At 60.4% G+C, this 17,907-nt stretch carries 12 protein-coding genes; 7 read left to right on the top strand and 5 right to left on the bottom strand.

Annotation, left to right across the window (positions count from 1 at the left end):
• Positions 1-41 precede the first annotated feature (41 nt).
• Together ACYZUM_RS20175 and ACYZUM_RS20170 are read right to left on the bottom strand one after the other, a co-directional pair.
• Positions 42-2,453 (bottom strand): glucose/quinate/shikimate family membrane-bound PQQ-dependent dehydrogenase, encoded by a 2,412-nt coding sequence (locus tag ACYZUM_RS20175; RefSeq protein WP_473061126.1) that lies wholly within the window; start codon positions 2,451-2,453, stop codon positions 42-44.
• 216 nt (positions 2,454-2,669) lie between these two features.
• Positions 2,670-4,031 (bottom strand): carbohydrate porin, encoded by a 1,362-nt coding sequence (locus ACYZUM_RS20170; RefSeq protein WP_473061125.1) that lies wholly within the window; start codon positions 4,029-4,031, stop codon positions 2,670-2,672.
• A 300-nt stretch (positions 4,032-4,331) separates the two neighbouring features.
• Here ACYZUM_RS20170 and ACYZUM_RS20165 point away from each other — a divergent pair, with 300 nt between their 5' ends.
• Both ACYZUM_RS20165 and ACYZUM_RS20160 read left to right on the top strand, forming a co-directional pair.
• Positions 4,332-4,562, top strand: coding sequence for a VF530 family protein (locus ACYZUM_RS20165; protein WP_041068262.1), 231 nt, complete (start codon positions 4,332-4,334; stop codon positions 4,560-4,562).
• A 1-nt stretch (position 4,563) separates the two neighbouring features.
• Positions 4,564-5,202 (top strand): Pr6Pr family membrane protein, encoded by a 639-nt coding sequence (locus ACYZUM_RS20160; RefSeq protein WP_145594750.1) that lies wholly within the window; start codon positions 4,564-4,566, stop codon positions 5,200-5,202.
• A 173-nt stretch (positions 5,203-5,375) separates the two neighbouring features.
• On the opposite strand, the gene ACYZUM_RS20155 is transcribed toward ACYZUM_RS20160, so the two are convergent.
• Both ACYZUM_RS20155 and ACYZUM_RS20150 read right to left on the bottom strand, forming a co-directional pair.
• The gene (locus tag ACYZUM_RS20155; RefSeq protein WP_473061124.1) at positions 5,376-6,164 is read right to left on the bottom strand and encodes a siderophore-interacting protein; all 789 of its coding nucleotides are present in this window, start codon (positions 6,162-6,164) and stop codon (positions 5,376-5,378) included.
• Positions 6,161-6,742: a PadR family transcriptional regulator gene (locus ACYZUM_RS20150; RefSeq protein ID WP_041068268.1), complete on the bottom strand. Its 582-nt coding sequence runs from the start codon at positions 6,740-6,742 to the stop codon at positions 6,161-6,163. The genes ACYZUM_RS20155 and ACYZUM_RS20150 overlap by 4 nt, the downstream gene beginning before the upstream one ends.
• 516 nt (positions 6,743-7,258) lie before the next feature.
• Between ACYZUM_RS20150 and ACYZUM_RS20145 the strand changes: the two genes are divergently transcribed.
• The 5 genes from ACYZUM_RS20145 (at position 7,259) to ACYZUM_RS20125 (ending at position 12,994) form a co-directional block, all read left to right on the top strand.
• The gene (locus ACYZUM_RS20145) at positions 7,259-7,735 is read left to right on the top strand and encodes a CS1 type fimbrial major subunit (RefSeq protein ID WP_174376817.1); all 477 of its coding nucleotides are present in this window, start codon (positions 7,259-7,261) and stop codon (positions 7,733-7,735) included.
• Positions 7,736-7,848: 113 nt separating this feature from the next.
• Positions 7,849-10,371, top strand: a complete 2,523-nt coding sequence (locus ACYZUM_RS20140; protein WP_473061123.1) for a CS1-pili formation C-terminal domain-containing protein — start codon at positions 7,849-7,851, stop codon at positions 10,369-10,371.
• Positions 10,372-11,637: a hypothetical protein gene (locus ACYZUM_RS20135; protein WP_473061122.1), complete on the top strand. Its 1,266-nt coding sequence runs from the start codon at positions 10,372-10,374 to the stop codon at positions 11,635-11,637.
• A 59-nt stretch (positions 11,638-11,696) separates the two neighbouring features.
• The gene (locus ACYZUM_RS20130; protein WP_108183699.1) at positions 11,697-12,440 is read left to right on the top strand and encodes a pilus assembly protein; all 744 of its coding nucleotides are present in this window, start codon (positions 11,697-11,699) and stop codon (positions 12,438-12,440) included.
• A 59-nt stretch (positions 12,441-12,499) separates the two neighbouring features.
• Positions 12,500-12,994, top strand: coding sequence for a CS1 type fimbrial major subunit (locus ACYZUM_RS20125; protein WP_198758254.1), 495 nt, complete (start codon positions 12,500-12,502; stop codon positions 12,992-12,994).
• A gap of 118 nt (positions 12,995-13,112) precedes the next feature.
• On the opposite strand, the gene ACYZUM_RS20120 is transcribed toward ACYZUM_RS20125, so the two are convergent.
• Positions 13,113-17,801, bottom strand: a complete 4,689-nt coding sequence (locus tag ACYZUM_RS20120; RefSeq protein WP_473061121.1) for a dermonecrotic toxin domain-containing protein — start codon at positions 17,799-17,801, stop codon at positions 13,113-13,115.
• Between the last annotated feature and the right edge of the window lie 106 nt (positions 17,802-17,907).

Raw genomic sequence — 17,907 nt, 5'->3', positions numbered from 1 at the left:
CCCCTCACGGAGCATCGCCTTTCCTTTACCGCCGCTGAAACTTATTCCGGCAGTTTGTACGCAATCACATAGTCACCCATCTTGGTGCCCAGCGAGCCGTGGCCGCCGACAACGAGCAGCACGTATTGCTTGCCGTCCTTGCCGGTATAGGTCATCGGGGTCGCTTGGCCGCCAGCCGGCAGACGCGATTTCCACAGTTCTTTACCGGTGTTCACGTCGTAGGCGCGCAGGTACTGGTCGAGGGTGCCGCTGAGGAAGCCGACGCCGCCTGCAGTGACCATCGAGCCGCCCATGCTTGGCACGCCCAGGGTGAAGCCGATCGGGATTGGCGAGCTGTCGCGGCTGGTGCCGTTCTTGCGTTTCCACACGACTTTGCCGGTGGTCAGGTCGATGCCGGCAACGTAGCCCCAGGCCGGGGCCTGGCACGGTACGCCCAGTGGCGACATGAACGGGTGCATGATCACCGCGTAGGGCGCGCCGGTGTTCGGTTGCACGCCAGCGGTTTCGCTCTCGCGTTTGCTGCCGGCGGCGACCTTCTCGCGTGGCACCATTTTCGAGACGAAGGCCATGTAGTTCGGGCTGGTGAACAGCATCTGGCGAACCGGGTCGACCGAGACGCCGCCCCAGTTGAACACGCCGACGTTACCCGGGTAGATCAGGCTGCCCTGTTCCGACGGAGGCGTGTATTGGCCTTCGTAGCGCAGTTCCTTGAACTGGATGCGGCACAGCATCTGGTCGAACGGGCTGGCGCCCCACATGGCTTTTTCGGTCAGTTCCGGGGCCAGCAGGTTGAGGTCCGAACGGGCCTGGGTTGGTGCGGTGTGGTCGCCTTTCACGGCGCCTTGCGGTACCGGGATTTCCTTGATCGGGATGATCGGCGTGCCGTCACGACGGTCGAGGACGTACAGGCTGCCCTGTTTGGTCGGGGCGATCAGCGCCGGTTTCACGCCGTCGGCGGTTTTCATGTCGAGCAGGGTTGGCTGGCTGCCAACGTCCATGTCCCACAGGTCGTGGTGGGTGAACTGGTAGTTCCAGCGCACTTTACCGGTGGCCAGGTCGAGGGCAACGATGCCGGCGCTGAATTTCTCGGCGCCTGGAGTGCGGTCTGCGCCCCACTGGTCTGGAGTCTGGTTGCCCAGTGGCAGGTAAACCATGCCGAGTTTTTCATCGACGCTGGCCAGCGACCACATGTTGGCCGAGTTGCGGCTGTAGGTTTCGCCCGGCGCCAACGGCTCGGTGGCATCCGGCTTGTCGCTGTCCCAGTTCCACACGAGGTGGCCGTCGCGCACGTCGAAGGCGCGGATCACGCCCGATGGCTCGTTGGTCGACTCGTTGTCGGTGACGTGACCGCCCATGATCACCAGATCACGGGTAATCGCCGCTGGCGAGGTGGAGTAGTAGCCACCGGCGGTGAATGGGCCGATGCCTTGTGTCAGGTCGACCACGCCGTTTTTGCCGAAGCCTTCGCAGATCTTGCCGGTGTCGGCGTTTAGAGCGATCAGACGGGCATCGGCGGTTGGCAGGTACAGGCGACGCGGGCAGGCCTGAGCGACAGCTTTACCAGCTTCGGAGATGACGGCGGAAGCGGCGTTTTCCGACTTGGCGTAAGCGGCTTCGTCGTAGTACGACACGCCACGGCAGGTCATGTGGGCGAAGCCCTTGAAGCCCACCGGGCTTTTGATCTGCGGGTCGAAGCGCCAGATTTCCTTGCCGGTGTCCGGGTCCAGCGCCAGCACTTTGCTGTGCGCGGTGCAGGCATAGAGCATGCCGTTGGCTTTGAGCGGGGTGTTTTCGTTGGTCAGCTCGACCGGGTCATCGGCCGTCGGCAGGTCGCCGGTCTGGATGCGCCAGGCTTCTTGCAGCTTGCCGACGTTGGCCGGGGTGATCTGCTTCAGCGGCGAGTAGCGGTCACCGAATTCGGTACGGCCGTAGGCCTGCCAGTCGCCTTCAGGCATTTGCGGCGCGGTGCTGGTCATGTCCGCGGTGTCGCGGCCCAGTTCACCAAAGGTTTCACCCGGGTGAGTGAACAGGCTGGCCAGAGCGGTGACACCGGCAAGAACCACGGCCACGGTCAAGCCACCCGTGCCCATCGGCGCCGGGCCATTGAGCAGCAGCGGACGACGGAACCACGGCAGCAACATCACGATGCCGAGGACGAACCACAGGGCCAGGCGCGGCACCAGTTGCCACCAGTCCAGACCGACTTCCCACAGGGCCCAGACCGTGCTGGCGAACAGCACGATGGCGTACAGGCCCAGCGCTGCACGACGGCGCAGCAGCAACAGAATGCCGGACAGGGCGATGCCGATACCGGCCAGCAGGTAGTACAGCGAGCCGCCGAGCATGCTCAGCTTGACCCCTCCGGCCAGCATGGCCAGGCCCATCAGTAGAAGCAGAATGCCGAGCAGGCTCGGTAGCAGACGGCCCCGACTCGAAGCACTTTCGGTGCTCATAGTGTGATTCTCCGTGACGTTTATGTAGTCCCGCGCTGTAGTCACTTTAGATGACGATTGGGCGCGGGTATGGTTCAGATAAAAACTTGTCTAGCTAACGAATTTCATGTGGGAGCGAGCCTGCTCGCGAAAGCGGTGTGTCCGAAGGCTGCTGTGCTGACTGATACGACGCCTTCGCGAGCAGGCTCGCTCCCACATTGAGTATTTCGGTGTGCTTTAGAACGACGACTGGATCTTGATCCCCGCGATCAGTGCGTCATCGACCTGGTCCACACCGCCCGGATGGCGGATGTATTGCAGGTTCGGGCGCACGGTCAGCCAGTTGGCGAGGTGCACGCCGTAATACAGTTCGGCGCTGTATTCGGTGTCCTGCGGTGGCAGAAAGGACGGGTCGTCGTAGTCGTAGACCGCCTGCGCCTGATTGCTCGCTTCGGCGTTTTTGCGCAAGGCCGGGTTGACGTGCACGCGGGCCAGGGCGAAACCGATGTCGTCCTTGGCGCGGGCATCGAACGGGCCTTTGTAGACCACACCGGCCTGCACGTAGTTGTCGATCGCGTTGGTTTTCTTGTCGTGCATCGTCGCGTTGGCGAACACGCTCAAGCCGCGCGAATGATCGCTGGCAATGCTGGTGACTTGCTGCTGCGCACCGAACCACACGCCGTGTTTGCTCGACGCGCTACGGTAGGCTTCGCCACTGAGGGCGGCAGGCTGGCCGTTCTGGTCTTTATAGACGTCAGAGGCCTTGGCGCTGCTGTAGTAGTAACCGGCGCGGTATTCGCCCGGCAGGCCATTGAGCTTAGGGGTCCACACCAGCTCCACCGGCAGCACGGCGCCCTGGGTGCCGCTGCCGCTGAGTTTGAAACCGTTGCCGCGATCGAGGTTCGACGGGTTCTGCTCGTAAGCGCCGACCTGCGCGTACAACTCTGGGGTCAGGTGATATTTGACCCGCAGCGCCCACTGGCTGACTGGCCAGTTGTACCAGATGCCGCCGACCCAGTTGCCGACCTGCGAGCCGCAGAACGCCAGATTCTGGAAGTCGCACGGGAAGCTGTTGAAGTCTTCGCCTTCACCGAAACGGCCGACCTTGATGTCGAGCTTCTGATCGAAGAATTTCTGCTGGTACCACATCTGCGTCAGGCGCGTGGTCTGGCCACGGCCCCAGACTTCCTGGGCCGAGGTGAAGCCGCCTACGCGCGGATCGTTGATCCGGTCGTTGCTGATGTTGTTGCCGCTGCGTTTGGTGAGGGTCAACTGAAATTCGGCATCGTCCCAGCCGAGGATTTTTTGCAGGTCCAGGTGCGTGCCCAGACCGAACTGATCGCTGTAGCGTGCGGTGCGATCGTGGTCGTAGCCGCCGTGCAGGTTGCTGCCCATTTCGCCGGTGTAATCGAGTTTGAAGTCGTAGCCTTTTTCCGCGAGTTCGCTACGGGTGCCGTTCCAGTCACCGAGCATCCACGGTGAGTCGCTGTCGAAGGCGGGGGCTGCCTGGGCGTAGGTGGCGAAGCCGAGCGCGGTGCAGCCACCGAGCAGGCGCAGGGCTGAGATAGCGCTGTCTCGGGAGAAGGAAAAATCAGGCATGGATCAGTCTTTTTTTGATGTTTTCTGGGGGTGAACCGAGCGCTTCAATTTGACGCAGGCAGTGAAGCGATTCAGCTGAAGGGCGGCAGGATAATGATCTGCAACAAAAAGACAAAGGGCTTTTGCAGACATGCAGCGTTTCGGATTCGGTAACAGTGCGTCAAACGGGCGCATTGTGGCGCGGATCACAGGCTGCGATCTTCTCCGGTTGGCCTACATTTGATGCAAGGCCTTCCACCTGACCGGCCCCTCGGCTAAGGTGCGCGGCTTGTGCATTTTCACTCCGTCCAAAGGCTTGGCATGAACGACCACTCTCCTGATCCGCTGCATGGCGTCACCCTCGAACAGATCCTCAATGCGCTGGTGGCGCATTACGAGTGGTCGGGGTTGGCCGAGCGTATCGATATCCGCTGCTTCAAGAGCGATCCGAGCATCAAGTCGAGCCTGACGTTCCTGCGCAAAACCCCGTGGGCGCGGGAGAAGGTCGAGCGCTTGTACGTGAAACTGATGCGCACCAAGCGACCGCTCTGAGATGGACGCCGTTATGCGGCGACGCCTGATCACGGTCATCGCCAGCCTCGGTTGGGCCGGGCTGAGCATTCAGCTGTACCTGATTTTCCTCGCACGGCTGAGTGTCGACGCCAGTCTGCTGGGCGGGCTGGTGAGCTTCTTCAGTTACTTCACCGTATTGACCAATACCCTGGTGGCGAGCGTGCTGACCTGTGCGGTTACCCGGCGTGAATCCGCTGCGCAACGCTGGTTTCTGCAGCCGTGGGTCAGCAGCGGGATTGCCGTGAGCATCGCCGTGGTCGGTCTCGCCTACAGCATTCTGCTGCGGCATTTGTGGCATCCGCAGGGCTGGCAGTTTATCGCTGACGAACTGCTGCACGACGTGATGCCGCTGCTGTTTCTCGGCTACTGGTGGTTTTGCGTACCCAAAGGCACGTTGCGCCTGTGGCACTTGCCGCTGTGGCTGATTTACCCGCTGGTGTATTTCGTTTACGCGATGCTGCGCGGGCATCTGCTCGGTGCGTATGCGTATCCGTTCATTGATGTGGCGCTGCTGGGTTATGCACAGGTGTTCATCAATGCCGGAGGGATATTGGTGGGGTTTGTGCTGATTGGCTTGCTGGTGCTCGGCCTGGATCGCTGGCGTGAGGCTGAAAAATAGCGTGTAAACCTGTGGCGAGGGAGCTTGCTCCCGCTGGGTTGCGAAGCAACCCTGAACCCGGACAACAAGTTGCGTCAGGCACATCGCGATCACAAGTTTTGCGACTGCTTCGCAGCCGAGCGGGAGCAAGCTCCCTCGCCACAAAGGTGTTCATCTTCACAGTGAAGTGAACGTCACTCTTCTTCGGGTGTGCCCTCGGCCCGCCAGTAGCCCACGGCTTTGACGAACTGCTCATTGAGTCCATGCTCATCCAGCAGCACCCGACGGATCTGCCGCGAGACTTTGGTCTCGGTCGCTACCCATGCATACAGATTGCCCTTGGGCACCTGCAACTGTTTGACGGTGGTCAGCAGGTTGTCCTTGCCACCTTCACGCAGCACCCAGATCACGTTGACCTGCGCCGCGCTCTCCAGCACCTGTTGCTCGGCACCGTTCTCCACTTCGATCACCACCAGCGCCTTGCGATTGGCCGCCAGACCTTCGAGGCGCCGGGCGATGGCGGGCAGGGCGGTTTCGTCGCCGATCAGCAGGTAGCTGTCGAAGATGTCTGGCACGATCATCGAGCCGCGCGGGCCGCCGATGTGCAGGAATTGCCCAGGCTGGGCCTGTTCGGCCCAAGTCGAGGCAGGGCCGTCGCCGTGCAGGACGAAGTCGATGTCCAGCTCGAGTTTTTCCAGGTCATAGCGACGCGGGGTGTAGTCGCGCATCTCGGGCATCGGGCCATTGTCCTTGCCCGCGCCGAGCACCATGGTCTCCAGCGCTGCAGCCTGTTCGGCGCTCTGCGGGAACAGCAGTTTGACGTGATCGTCGGTGCCCAGGCTGATGAACCCGGCCAGCTCCGGGCCGCCGAGGGTGATGCGGCGCATGCGCGGGGTCAGGTCGACTACGCGCAGCACTTCGAGCTTGCGGCGTTTGATGTCATGCATCACGCGGTGAATGGTTTGGGTATCGACTGCAGTCATTCGGCTTTCTCCGGGGCAGATTGAACGGCGGGGCCGTCGACGATGGCTTTGGCGGTGTCGTTGAGCAGGTCACGCACACGCAGGATTTCTTCGGCGCTCCAGCGCCCGTGGTGCATTTGCAGGGCATGGCGCAGGTTGTGCACGGCCTCGTGGATTTCCGGCGGCCGGTCATGGCCGCGCAACGAACGTTTGCTGACGTCGATGCGCATGCGCACACCGTCCAGTGCGACGGCTTGCTCGCTTAACGACAGACGACCGGTGTCGGTCACGCTGTAGCGTTTTTTGCCGGCCTCGGCGTCGCCACTGATCAGGTCGCTTTCTTCGAGGAAAGTCAGGGTCGGGTAGATCACCCCGGGGCTTGGGCTGTACGCGCCGTCGAACATGCCTTCGATCTGGCGGATCAGGTCATAGCCGTGGCAGGGCTGTTCGGCGATCAGCGCCAGCAGTAACAATTTCAGGTCGCCCGGGGCGAACACCCGTGGGCCGCGTCCGCCGCGTTCACGGCCGGGGCGTTTTTCGAAGCCGTCACGGCCGTCGCCGTGTTCGCGGTGGTGATGGGGGGCATGATGGTCTCTCATTTTCCTTCTCTCTCGTCGTGTTTAGATACAACTTAAGATATATCTTATCGCTCATGCAAGGGGGCCTGACCAACGGCGCACACCTGATCGATCGAATCTGCGGCCAAAAAAAACCGGAAAATGATCAAGAAAACGCAGTATTAAAACCCCCGACAAAGGCGCAGATTAGTGCTGAGTCTCTAATGTTCTGTTTCGCCCTTTATTTCCGGCAAAGTGTCGTACATGTCTGACGGAAGTTGCTGCAAAGTTGTGGCGCGTACAGTCACTCGGGTGGCGCGCTGTAGCCTGTATCTTACAGTCGGACAGGAACTTTCCTGAATTTCGTGGTTTTTTCTTTCTCATCTAATGGCGTCCAGGCTACAAGGTCGCAGGACGTTGCCTGCTTACTTTGAAGATAAATTGGTTGAACATGCTTCGGCGTTGAAAGTTAACGGTGAATACGGACTGCTCGTGACTGTTCCGTTCGCCTTGACGGGTCGACGACTCAACTAATTTATATAAGACAGGTATTCAATGATGTTCAAGAAACTCGCCTTTGCCGCCCCTCTGACTGTATTGGCCATGAGCGCCTCGATGGCGTTTGCCGCGACCGAAGCCAAGCACTCGATCAGCATCGTGGCGCACGTTCCGGCTGACGACTTCTATGCGGTGCCGGTGGATGCCGATCTGGTCAACAAGGATCAGGACATGAGCTACAACCCGGCGACCGCTTCGATGCGCGAAGTCAACGGCCACTTCGATGTGCTGCATACCGCAGGCAAGGTTCATGCGCGTCTGGAAGGCGTGCCGAAGCTGATCGCCGGCAACCAGACCATCGATCTGAAGGTTGAACTCAACGGCAAGACACTGACCACCACTTCGCAGGAAGTGGTGGGTGATACCGAGTCCAATACCCGTTATCGCGCACCGTTCAAGATCAGCGCCACCGGTGCCAAACCGGCCGCAGGCGACTACACCGGTGTGGTCATGCTGGTCGTCGAACCTTCGGTGTAAGTAATAACGGCAATACCTGACGTTACTTGTTCAAGTGGCGTAACCGGTCGGCGATTTGCAACTTGCAAGTTGCCCGGCCGGGCTTTTACTTTCGGTAATCAGAGTATTAATTCATGTATCCGATGACGCCCATCGCGGCTGCGCTTGCGTTGCTTTTGAGCAGCAGCGTACTGGCGGCGCCGCCTCCAGTCGATAATACCCCGCGAAGTTTGCTGGCTCAGGCGAAAGGTCTGCCGGCGGACTTCGAAGAGCATTTCTTTGATGTGCCTTTGGCGGTTCGTGTCGAACTTGATCAACAACCGCTGGGCGAGGCAATGATTGTGTTGTCACGCGATGATCGCATTACCTTGCTCGACTTCACCGACACCAGTGACAGCCGTTTCAGCGCGATCGAACAGCAAACGTGGGCCAGCATTCTCAAACCCGGTGTGGCCCTCGGCAAATGCAGCGGACAGTGCCCCGAGCAATTGCTGGAGTTGCATTACAACCTGCAAAACTCGCTGCTGTCGATCGCCACTGCAAACGCCGAGCGCGATCTGCAGGTCCAGCGTTTTCATGAACAGCCGGAAGGTGGCAGCCACGGCTTGATGTTGCGCAATCAGCTGAACCTCAACGGCGGCCAGGATCAGGATCTGGGCGGACGCTTCGGCCTGGAAGCCAGTGCCAGTCTCGGCAACTGGAGCCAGTCCTTCAATATGCAGCTGGCGCGCCTCGGCGGGCCGGACACCAAGACCTATCACGCGGTGCACGAGCTCTACACCCAGCGCGAACTGCAGGGCAGTTTTTTCCGTCTGGGCTATTTCACCCCCAATTCCGAAGGCCTGACCCGCCAGCCCCGTTCGTTCGGCACCAGCCCGGACACGGCGGTCGGCGTGATGTATGGCAGCTCCGACAGTCTGGCGGTCGATAGCCCGCGGCCCAGCGTCTACCCGATTTTCGTCACCGCCAATCGCCAGGCATCGGTGGAGATCTATCGCGATGGACTGTTGATCAACACCCAGTCAGTCACTGCCGGTCTGCAGACCCTCGACACCCGGCCGCTGCCCGGTGGCATTTATGAGGTGGAGGTGCGTCTGATCGAGGATGGCCAGACCACCTCGACCACTCAGGAGCTGGTCTACAAACCGGTCAACTGGCAAAACCTCGACGAGCGCTGGCGCTACAACGTATTCGCCGGGCAGGAAAGCAAACTGCTGAGCAATTGGGAGCAACAGCAAAGCGGCGATCTCACCGCCGGCGCCGCGCTCAACTATTTGTTGCACCCGCGAGTGATCCTCGGCCTGTCGGCGCGCCAGGTCCGCGATACGTTGCAGTACGGCAGCTCGATCGACTGGAGCCTGGCGGACAGCATCAGCCTCTACGCCAACCTTTACCAGACCGAAGAGCACGGCACCGGCGCCGATGTGCAGGGTTTGTACAACTATGGCGCCGGCAGCCTGGTGGTCAGCCACAATCGCAGCTGGCTCGACACCCGCAACACCTACGACACGCTGCCCGATGGCACCCGCGTACGCCAGCGCAACGTGTTCACCGGCGAAACCAGCAATTCGTCGCTGGCGCTCAACCACCGCATCAGTCGCAAGAACTCTCTGAGTGCGCGGGTCTCGCACAGCGAAGGCAACGTCGAAGGCGTGGGCATGGACCTGGGCTGGACGCAACGCACCGAACTGTTTGGCAGCGACGCCAACTGGCGCCTGTCGCTGTTCGATCGGCCGGGCAGTTACAGCAGCGGCGATGCACGCAATCGCGGGATCGACCTGAGTATCAACATGGCGCTGGGCGGGCCGAGCCAGCAATTGTCCGCCAGTATCGGCAGCCGTACCGCCCGTGATGGCAGCCGCGACAACAACGGCTCGTTCGGCTATCGCAAAGACCTGCAGAACCATGTACTGCAAAGCGTGTCGGTCACTGCACTGACCGACACGTACGGTGTCGGTCTGGCGAGTCTGGCCAACTTTCGCACCGATCAGGTCAATGGCGACGGCTTTCTTCAGCGCTCGTCCTACAACGGCAACTTCACTGGCGGCCTCAATCTCGACAGCACGATTGTCATGGGAGGCCGGCAATTGGTCATGACCAGCCAGCATCTGGGGCGCGGCGCAGGGATGATCGTCGATGTCGAGTCAGACATCGACGACATTGCCTTGCGTGCCGACGATCTCGGCGCAGGCAGCGCGGCGTTGCGGGTGGGGCGCAATTTCATCCCGTTGACCGCCTACAAGAACAGCTCGGTGAGCTTTGACTTCGAAGGCAATCACGCCCCCGCCGCGAATATCGAACCGGCACGCACCCGCTACCACCTGAACAAGGGCGGCGTGGAGTACCGCAAGGTGCGCGTGATGAAAACCGTGACCGTGCTTGGACGCTTGCTCGATCCGCAGGGGCGGCCGCTCAAGGGCCACCACGTGATCAACCACGCCAGCCGTGGGGTGAGCGAGGTCGACGGGTTCTTCTCGATGGAAATGCATGTTGGCTCACCGACCCTGGAAGTGCGCTACGCCGACCAGTTGTTGTGCCAGTTCCGGCTCGATACCGACAAACACCGCAGTGAAAGCAACGTGCTGATGATCGGCGATCTGCGCTGCTCGCCGGATACGTTGGCGGATGTCTCGTTCACTCGACAGGAGGCCAGTTGAATGGTCAGCTTCAAAAAACGCGCGTCGGGCTGGCTGCGCCGTGGCCAGTGGTTGTGTCTGCTGGGGCTGTTGGCGGCACCGCCCGTTGAGGCGGCGTCACTGGAAATCAGAGCGTTGTTCAAACCCGATCCGGCCAACCCGCAGAAAAACGAGTTCATCAACCAGACACCTTCAACCGGGTACTGCGAGTACTACCCGCAAATCTGCCGCGACATCGATACCTTCAGCCTGCGGCTGATGACCCGGGTCAACTCCAATAAACCCATACAAGCCAATGCCAGCCAGCGCAACAGTGCAATGTTCAAGGTGCCGGGGGCATGGCGCACCTTGACCGTCAACAATACCGAAACCGGTGAAACCAGCAATCTTCAAGTGCGTATCTCAGGTGTGGGTTCCAATTATGTGCTGAGTCATTCAGCGGCCAGCCTGACGGGATCCTCGACCCCAAGTGAAGGTCACAACCGCCTGTGGCACGGGTATAGCTGGGTCAATCCGACTCCGCCCTGTGGTACCTCGGGAATGGGCTTTTTCGGGGCAGAGACATACGCTTTTTTCTGGAAGGTTCCCGATGAACGTTCCTGCGTCAAAATCGCTCAATTCAACATCCCCGGGATGACGTATGGCTACCTCGATTTTGCCTACGAATTACGCACCCCCGACCCGTTGAAAATGTCGTCCGGCAATTACACCGGTACGTTGAAATACAGCATGGGACCTGGAGGCGATTTCGATTTTGGTGACGTGATGATTCCGGACGACACCGACCTGACGCTGGATTTCAATCTGGAAGTTCAGCACACCTTGAAAGTCGACATTCCGCCGGGCGGCGAAAAAATTCGCCTGGTGCCTGCCGGTGGCTGGCAAAGCTGGTTGCAGGCCGGACGCAAACCGGTGCGACTGTTTCGCGATCAGCCTTTTCATATTTCGGCCTCATCGCGTTTCAAGATGCACCTGGAATGCGACTCCCGCGGCATTTTCGAATGTGTGATTCACAACCCGGCTTCGGCAAACAATTACATCGAAGTACAGGTCAGCGTCACGTTGCCCAATGGCTTGACCGACCTTTCCGGACAGCCGGTCAACCGTCGTCGTCTGCGTGTCGGTCAGGCCAGCGCGCAACAGTTCCAGCCCGGTTTTTATGTGGATAGAGGCGCCGGTGTCCTGCACTTTGCGATCCCGGAATATGTTCTGCCGATCATATTGATGCCCGGGCAGGGTGGCACCTATGTCGGCAATGTCACGGTGATCTGGGATTCGGACATTTGATGGGCCGTAGATCGATGAGGCGTGTCAGCGCCGTGTTCAACTTCATGAGGTTCACAGGTATGAAAGGTCTATGGGTTTTACTGGGATTGAGCCTGTTTTGCTCAGGTGTTCAGGCCGGACCGCAAATCAATGTCGGAACGGTCTACGACTACCTCGACAGCGACAAGAGCACCTATCTCAAGCGCGTTTTCAACAGTGGCGACGGCACAGCATTCGTCAAGGTCAACATTCTGGAGATCATTTACGACGCTGATGGCAGCCACCGCGAAGTCCCGGTCAGGCAGCAAGCCGATGGCAGCAGCCGTGATGGACTGATGGCCAGTCCGGCACGGTTGATTGTGCCGGCCAACGGCATGCAGGCCACCCGTCTGGTGCTGATGGGCAAGCGCGATACCGAGCGCTATTTCCGGGTGCGCTTCGTGCCGGTGGTGCCGGAAAAGGAAGACCAGTTCGCCGTTTCCAGCGAAGAGCGCGAGGCTTACAAGGAAAACCTCTCGGCCGGCGTCAATGTCATGACCGGGTTTGGCACGGTGTTCTTTGTCCGGCCGAAAAATGCTCGGTTCGACACGGTCATCGATGACAGTGCCGGGGTTTATCGGCTGCGTAACAACGGCAATACGGTGGTGGTGATCGATGAATTTCGCAACTGCTCGCAAAAGAAAGAGACCGAATGCGAGCCGACCACCAAGCACCACCTTCTGGCCGGCAAATCGTTCGAATTCGAGAAGAAACCGGGCCGGGAATACCGTTTCAACCTGGTCGAAGGTGCAGCCAGAAAAACGCTGCGCGTCGCCAGCCAGTAACCCGCGGCGGCAAAAGAGGGATTCGCCCTGCCGCTTTTTCGACGCAACAGGTAGCTGACATGATCAAGCAATCGACCATCGCTTTGTGCAGCGTGATGGCGCTGGCAAGTGCGCAAGCGTTCGCGGCCAGGGAAGCGCACACGTTCGAGGTGTCGGTGGATATACCGACTCTGGACTTCTATGTGCTTCCCGCCGAAGCCAACTGGATTCACCTGCAACAGACGTTGCCGTGGAATATTCATACCTCGACCTTGCAGGGGCTGCGCAAGAATTTCGATGTCAAACACAGCACCAGCGCAATCGAAGCGCGGCTGGACGCCGAGCCCTATCTGTTCAACGGGCGGGACGCCATCTTTTTGCAGGTCAGTTTCAATGGTCAGCCGTTGAGCCATGACCCCATCCCCCGGGAAGTGGTTTCGGCGGAGCAGGCCAGAAAAGGTGGGCGCTTTGCTCTGGAGATCCAGCCGAAAGTGCCTGCCGATGGCTACAAACCCGGGACCTATCATGGCACCGTACAACTGATTTTCAGTGCCACGCCTCCCTCGGGTGTCTAGCACCGCCATGGCGCTCTTTTGTGGGTGGCAGACTGGCTGAAAGCCGTTCTGCCACCGGACTGCGCTGGCACAATTGGTCGGCGGCGCACGCCTGCGATTGTGCCAGCGCGGTTTACCGTTACAGACCGGCGCGTCTCATGGCATCACGAGTCAAGCGTCTGGCCAGACCCTTTTCCTCATCCACCAAATCGATCAGCACGCGGTTATAGGTCGCTTCGCTGATCGGTGTATCAGCGAACAGCACGGTGTCGGGGATCGGCAGATCGGCAGCGAGATCGCGCAGCCGGTTGCGCCGCTCGGTGCGCTGTTGATCCGTGGTCGAATCCAGCCATTCCTGCTGCACTTCGCGCAAGGTTTCCAATTGTTCGAACAGCTTCAGGTAGCGATGCTTGTTCGAGGCCAGGCGCGCTGGAAACTGTTCTTGCAGGTAGTTCTGCCAGAAGTCCTGTTCGAGCATCTTGTCCACCAGACCATCGCCTTCACCCAGTGCCAGCACCGTGTCGTACGCCGTATCAATCATCGCGTCAGTCACGCCCGACACCGGTCGGAACAACATGGATTCGGTCTGCCAGGGCAGGCCCAGGCGTCTGGCCAGGCCGGTCTGATATGCCAGATAGACTTCGACATCATCAGGATTGCCGCCGCGGCTGTCGACGTCCGCACGGGCAATGTCGTTCACCTGTTCCAGGCGCGCCGCGCCCTGGGCCAGGGTGACCAGTCTGTTTTCCAGTTCCCGGGGGCCGATCGCGTAGGCATAGGCCTCGGAAGCCAGCACGTTGATGCCCATGTGGTTGAACAACTGAGCGCCGGCGTCCGCGCAGTCCACCGGAGCGACCACCATGGTGAAGAGTTTTTCCCGCAGCCGACTGTCGTGGTGCACGGCATCGAGCATGCGCCACACACGCTGCATCAGTTGCTGGCGCAGTTCACCGCCGGCGCGGTAGTCGGCGAATTCGCGTACACCGAGCAGCGTCGCCATGAACGGTTGCGCGGCCGGTTCCTCCACCAGCTCCGACCAAGGCGTCTCGCGGTTGACGCCCCAACCGGGCACGTCGCTCCAGTAATCGGCGCCAAACGCGGAAATGATCGAGAAGTTGCGCGTGGGATCGGCCGGCAGAAGCGTTTCCTCGGGCAGGCCCACCGCGCGTCGGTGAGTCTGATAGATCACCTGATTGACCTCAGACAGGTTGACCACGTCCAGGCGTGTACGTGCCACCAGCCACTGTGCCTCGGAGCCGCTGATCACCTCCGCAATTGTCGTCAGCGGATTGCCGCGCAGGTCGAGCAAAAAGCCACGGGGACGAGGTCTGGCCAGAATGCCTTCAGGCCAGGCGGTCAGCCCGGTGTTCTTCAGGCCCACCACCTTGAGCCTGGGCATGCGTGACAGGTTCGGCGACAGCCCCAGCGGGTTGTCATCGAGTTTCAGCACTTCCAGGTACGTCAGGCTGCGTAAACGCTCGACGGCGGCGGTATCCAGCACAATCTTGTTATCGCTCAGACGCAAGCGCTCGAGCCGGCGCAAGGACGTGCCGATGCGCTCTGGCAAACGGGGCAGGTCGCAGCCTCTGGCGCTCAGTTCGATCAGGTGCGGGAAGTCCTTGAGCAAGCCGCTGGAATCAGTGGCAAAGCGTGTGTTATCGAGTTTGAGCACGGTGACCTTGTCGAGGAATTTTTTCAGTTCCGGACGTTTGGCCCACCAGGTTTCCAGGTTCAGTGAAAGCATTTCGCGCGACAGATCCAGCGCGTAAGAGGATGGATCGCTGCGTTGTCCCAAGTGTTCGGTCTTGCGTTCAAAACAAGCCAGCAGACGTTCGTGAATGTGTAATCCGCCGCCATCGCGAAAGCCATGGCTGCCCGGTCCCCAAGTGTCCGGTTGTTGATAGCGCCAGCGATTGACCGTTTCACGCAGTTCATCCAGATCGTTCTCCATCGCCTCGATGGCTTTGAGCGGTTCGCCCTGTTCGGTCAAGGCCTGGGCGAAGGCATCGACCTCGCGCGCAGTGAAGTGCGGATGCAGATCCTCGATGCGTTCATGCAGGCTCGCGCCGTCTCGGCTCAAACCGCCTCCGCGCACCAACAGCTGGGTGTCGAATTGAACAACGGGGCGGATCGGCGGTTCGGCCAGCACCGTGCGCCGTTCGCTCGGGGCGGTGGTTTTGGCAATGATCCATTGCTTGAGCTGCTCGGCGTCGCGGGTGCTGTAACCCAATACGCTTCGGCCCTGATGTTCGCTCGCGTAGAGAATCGCTTCATACAGACCGCAAGCCCGGCGCAGCAGTAGATTCGAGCCATCGCGCACCTGATAAAGGTTCTCGCCAGTGCGCACCAGCACCCGGACCCGCTCGGCCGACTCGGCGCCGGCCCTGCTGCGCAGGGGGCCGTCGAATGTTCCGTCACGGATGTCGATGCGCAACGCGCCAAAGGCATCGCTGTGATGGCGTAACGCGCCCAAGGCCAGGCGTTCGCTCTCGACCGTGATCAGCGCTTCGTGTTGCAGCCCTTGCGCCGCTCGAACCGACTGCACCTCAAACTCCAGCTCGCGGGCCAGGGTTTTCAGACGCAGCGGCACCTGCCGCCGCTGGGTGATCCGCTGCATTTCCAGAGGACGGGCCTGGCTAATAACACGTTCGGCCAGCACCGGCGTCAGTTGCGGGCAGTCGCGCAGTACCCGGGCGGCCGGGGCAGAAAGAGCCGGCGCCGCGTCCTCCGGTGCCGGGTGGCTTGCCAGGCGCAGCAGGGTATCGGCCAGCAGAGGCGGGGGCGGCGCGTTTTCCACATGCATGCGCCGCAGGATGTTCTCATCGGTGCCGGTCAACTGGCGAATCTGTTCCAGTTGCGCATCGCTGAATCCATCGGTGGCGTGGCCGATTCGGCGCATCAACTGCGGGCCTTGCCACTGGCGCGGGTTTTCCGATTCACAGACCCATGCGCCATGGCTGTTGTGCCTGAGTGTCGGCGCGTAGGCGTCGGGGCGGCGTGGATGACGAATCCGGTGTTCACCGCTCAGCGGATCCCGGGTCACCTCGAACACCTGCTGATCCAGCTTCACCACGTGCTTGCTGCCCAGCGGGTGCAAGCCTTGCGCATCGGGACGGGTGGTGGCGGGCAGTATCTGGTCGGTCAAACGATACGGAGTGAGGTCGGGGTTCCAGAGGCGCGTCTGGCCGTCGCTGAGTTTTACCGGCTTCAGGCTTTCAAAAAACGGCGAGAGCCTGACCAGTGCCGCGCTGCCCAGCTTGGCACCCGCAGCGAAAATCCCCAGTTGCACGATACTTTCCAGCACACCGATGGCTTGAGCGCCGGCTTGGGCCAAGTGACCTTCGGCCAGGTCGACGATTCCCTCGACAATCTGATCGGTGACCTGGTACGCGGTATAGGCCAGCATCAATACGCCCAGCTCGGGAACGAAGGGCACGGCCACCAGCATCGCCAGATTGAGCATGTCCGTCAGGATTTTTTCCAGGTTGTCCCACCATGCCCAGCGGGCCATGCGGTCGGCGTATTCGGTGGCTATCGCAATCTCCCGGGCATCGTTGAGAATCTTGTTGAGTTTCTGTTGGTAGAGGTACTGCCACAGGTCGCCGGTAAAGCGTGTTTCGCGATCCTGTTGAACCGGCGCCACGCGAAATTGCAAGTTGGGATGATTCACAGGCGTATCGCGCCAGTTGGGCAAGTTCGACCCGGAGGGCGTCGCCTGCCATGTCACATGGCTGAGGCGCTCATTCAGTCGGGCGAAGAAATAGCCTCGCTGGCGCTGCGGGACAAACTGACTGAAAAACCGCTGGTAAGACGAGGACGGAGAGGTGTCGCGCAACTGGCGGGTCAGCTCGGCCATGAACGCCAGTGAATCGGGATATTGCTTGAGTGGGTGCTCCGGGTCGTGGGGCACATAGGCCAGAACCGGCAGGGGCCGCGTGGCGGCAAGCGGGTCGGCGCTGATCAGTACAATGCCTGTCAGCGGTGTGTCCATCATCGTCAACGTGTGATAGCGCACAGCCTTGCCGTGCCACAGTACTTGTGCACGGTCTTCGAGCATGCCTTGCACCACTTCAAATGCCTGACGGTCGATGTCGCCCTTGAGCAGGGCCATGCGCGCGGCGACTCGCAGTGTCTGTTTCTGGCTGTGCGTCACCTTGAGCTGCAGGTATTGACGGGCCACCTGGTTTTTCGAAAGCACGAATTCGTGCAAGTGGGTCTGGTAGCGCGCGCCGATATCCAGCTCGCGACACAATGCCTTGAACTGCTCGATGCTGATCTTGTGCTTGAGTGCCTTGACCGAAAACTGCCCGAGCGCATCGGGACGGGTGATAAAGCAGGAGTCGGCAGTGAACGTTTCGTCGCTGGAAAAGTTATGCAATGCCGCGTCCAGCAGCGACACCGTGCGACTCTGCGTGCCGTTGGCAAAGTCATGCGCCCACCAGGACGTTTTGACTGGCATGTACAGCCGCACCCAGGTGTCCTCGACATCGTCCTCGACACCGAAGCGCTTCTTCAAGGCCTGTTGCAGCAAGGGTCTGGCGAAGGTGCGCGCATCCTGCAGCTTGCTCAGTGCGCGATCGATGTTGTTCTGCGCGGTCCATGCCTGGCGCATTTCATCCTTGAGTCGTTGATGCTCGCTGGCCGCAGCGCTGCGATGCCATGCAGGCATGGTCAAGGTGACGTTTTTCAATGATTCGACCCGTGCTGCCGAAGCCTTGTACAGCCAGTCGGGAAGGGCATCTTTAACCAGATCGTGATGGACACTTTTATGACCTTGGGCAGAAGGCGTCTGCTGCGATCGATACAGTGTCAGGGAAGGGTTGGGCATGGCCTGATCGTCCGTTGATCAAAATGGAGCGATCAGACTAAGAAATGACCCGGCGCGAAAAAAGCGCAAAAACAGGTTGGAAGCGCGGCGTGTTTACGCCGCGAAA

This window comes from Pseudomonas sp. m6p (genome assembly GCF_055760375.1).
The sequence above is the reverse complement of the archived record's forward strand: the minus strand, read 5'-3'. Positions and strand labels throughout refer to the sequence as shown.